This window comes from Cyanobacteriota bacterium, assembly GCA_027618255.1.
GTDB lineage: Bacteria > Cyanobacteriota > Vampirovibrionia > LMEP-6097 > LMEP-6097 > JABHOV01.
Genome location: JAQCFG010000104.1, coordinates 1 through 2,618, shown reverse-complemented (window position 1 = coordinate 2,618; position 2,618 = coordinate 1). Strand labels below are relative to the sequence as shown.

Below are 2,618 nucleotides of genomic sequence, written 5' to 3'. Positions count from 1 at the left end.
ACATGAAATGGCTGAACACATAGCAAGAATTCAAAATGAATCATTTGCTCCATTACAAGAACACCATGCTCAAAAGGCGATAACAAGCTGGAACACTGCAATGTCAGGAACAAGACCAGAACTAGTAATCACAGTAACAGCCCCTGAAACTAATCACAGTGCTCTACTCAATTTCAGAAACCAAACAGAAGCTATTAGTCAAAACAATATCAACACGGTAATGTCAGAAATTAATAGCAACATTGGTACAGACAATCCTAATTTCGCAGCATTAAAAGACAAGCTAAATAATTTAAACTCAAGTATCTCTTCAGATCGAGCAATTTCAACTGTCATTCAGAATAACCCACAAATTCTCAATCAGCTCAATTCTACTAATACTGCTGACCATTATTTAGCATTGATTAGTCTTGAAGAAGCAATGACAGCTGCAACAACTCCACACAATACAATCTTTATGGATACTAGTAGAGCAATGATCTATAGAACAATAGGCGCAAGTTCCAACCTTAATCTAGCAGCCATGACTAGCACTCATGTAATAGAAAACTATTCAGCCATCGTTAACCTTGATGGGCTTGAGACCTTTGTAGAACAAACAAAAAATTCAATAGGAGTTTTAAAAAATCCTCAAAGAATTACTTTCAATACAATCCTCAATGATCCAAGTAATGCAAGCATATTAACTAATCTCCAGTCTGACAATCAAGCTAAAAAACAACTTGGCGCTTTTCAGCTTTATCAAGCAATAGAAAGCCATACAGATAAAGTTAAATTACATAATTATTTAGAAAAGAATATCGCACCACCACGTGGTGAAAAGGTAAGGAGAACCGATGGTAGATATACAATCAATTGGAATCCAACTGAACTTGCCACCGTGAATACGATTTCTATAAAGGATTTACTAGATAAAACAGCAGAGGCTTCAAGGATTGTTGCAAAATTAGATAAATTCACAAAGGAAGTCGACGCCGAGCTTACGCAAACACTAGGCCCAGACTTAGCAAGAGTAATAAACAAACTTACCATTGAAGAAAATCAGCCAACAGAAAATGTAGCAAGAATCAATTCACTAGAAACTAGCATCAATAATGTTAGAGAATCTACTAAACCAAGTAACCCCACTGCATCACAAACTAGTTTCAGCAAATTCTTAGACAACCTATTGAATGCGATTTTTGAAGCAATCAAAGGTAAGTATGCAGCCAAAGCTTAATTATGATAGAAGATATTAAAATAGAATTTGAACACAAAGCTCAAGACTTCATTATCGATGAAGATGCTATAGAGCAAAGTCTCAAATCAATGGAACTTAATCATGACAAAGAACTAAAACAAGCAGCTCAAGCATTCGAAACTTATAATCCTCTATTTAATGCTTATAGAGCTCTAAATTAGTTATTCAAACTTAGTTCTTAGACTAGCAATAGCATCATCAATTTTAGCTTCAAATTTTTCAAGTTTAGCTAACGCCTTTTCATTCTTAGACTCATCAAACTGTTTTGTTAATTTAGCTATTTCTGTTTTAACTTCAGTTCCAGCTTTATTAATCAACTCTATTGCAGTGGCTTTATCCACACCGTCAGCTTTAACCAATTTCAAATAAGAAACTTCAGCATCAAAAATTTTGCTCATGACACCAAGTTCTTTATCCAAATCAGCTAATTCTTTTTCATATTGAGCAGTTGTTTTTTCATGCTCTTGCCATTTTGCTGCAGCTTCTCTAGTTTCAGCCGGTGTATCACTCCATAAAGATGCTATTCCACCTGTTGTTGCTGCTCCTATTGCTTCTGCTCCAAAATCTCTCCTTGTAAGTTGATCTACAGTTGCTGATCTTAAGCCATCAAATCTTCTTGCCTTATCACCACCTGCTAAATCCGTCTGTGTCATTATGTTCTCCTTTGTTTCCTTCCGTCGATCGAATCAATACATATCAACACATCCAAATAAGAGAAATCAACCCTCTATCAAAAATTTATGAGAATTTGGATAAATTACAGCATTCTAATCAAGTACTACTGATTAATCTTGCTAAAATAACACACATGGCGCAAACAACAAAGACTACAGACAATAAATCTAACGAAATAACGAAAGACAAAAGCAATCCACTTTTTGCTGATCTTGGAGTACTCGGTCACATGGAGCTGCTTGATGTCATGGGTGATGATTTATCAATCGTCAACGCTGCAAGAGTTAGTTACCATTCTGAGTCCGATGAGTTTCAGCCGCGAGACAAAAAACTAATCAAGTTTTTAGCCAAGCACAAACACTGGACGCCGTTTGAACAAAACTCAATCAAGTTTAGAGTTAAGTGCCCTATCTATATTGCTCGTCAGTGGATGAAGCATAGATGTTGGGTCTTTAATGAGATCTCTGCTCGTTACACAGTTTTTGACAACACCGTTTATCAGCCAGCTGAGTTTCGCGAGCAAGCAGAAATAAACAAACAAGCAAGTGTTGAAGCTCAAAATCTCAATCAAGACCTAGCTGCCGAAATCTACCAAGACGCTTACAGCAAAGCTGTTGAGTCTTACAACAAATTACTAGAGATTGGCGTTTGCCGCGAGCAAGCACGCGGGATCCTTCCTGTCGGTTCGCACACAGAATTTATT

At 36.6% G+C, this 2,618-nt stretch carries 4 protein-coding genes; 3 read left to right on the top strand and 1 reads right to left on the bottom strand.

The window, feature by feature from the left end; all coding sequences use genetic code 11:
- Both O3C63_09615 and O3C63_09610 read left to right on the top strand, forming a co-directional pair.
- The coding region (locus tag O3C63_09615; protein ID MDA0773180.1) for a hypothetical protein at positions 1-1,219 on the top strand (1,219 nt) is incomplete at its 5' end.
- 2 nt (positions 1,220-1,221) lie between these two features.
- Positions 1,222-1,401: a hypothetical protein gene (locus O3C63_09610; GenBank protein MDA0773179.1), complete on the top strand. Its 180-nt coding sequence runs from the start codon at positions 1,222-1,224 to the stop codon at positions 1,399-1,401.
- Here O3C63_09610 and O3C63_09605 read toward each other — a convergent pair whose 3' ends face one another.
- Entirely contained in the window at positions 1,402-1,893 is a 492-nt protein-coding gene (locus O3C63_09605; protein MDA0773178.1) for a hypothetical protein, read from the bottom strand.
- Positions 1,894-2,048: 155 nt separating this feature from the next.
- Between O3C63_09605 and thyX the strand changes: the two genes are divergently transcribed.
- Positions 2,049-2,618: FAD-dependent thymidylate synthase (thyX, locus tag O3C63_09600; GenBank protein ID MDA0773177.1), on the top strand; the 570-nt coding region annotated here is incomplete at its 3' end.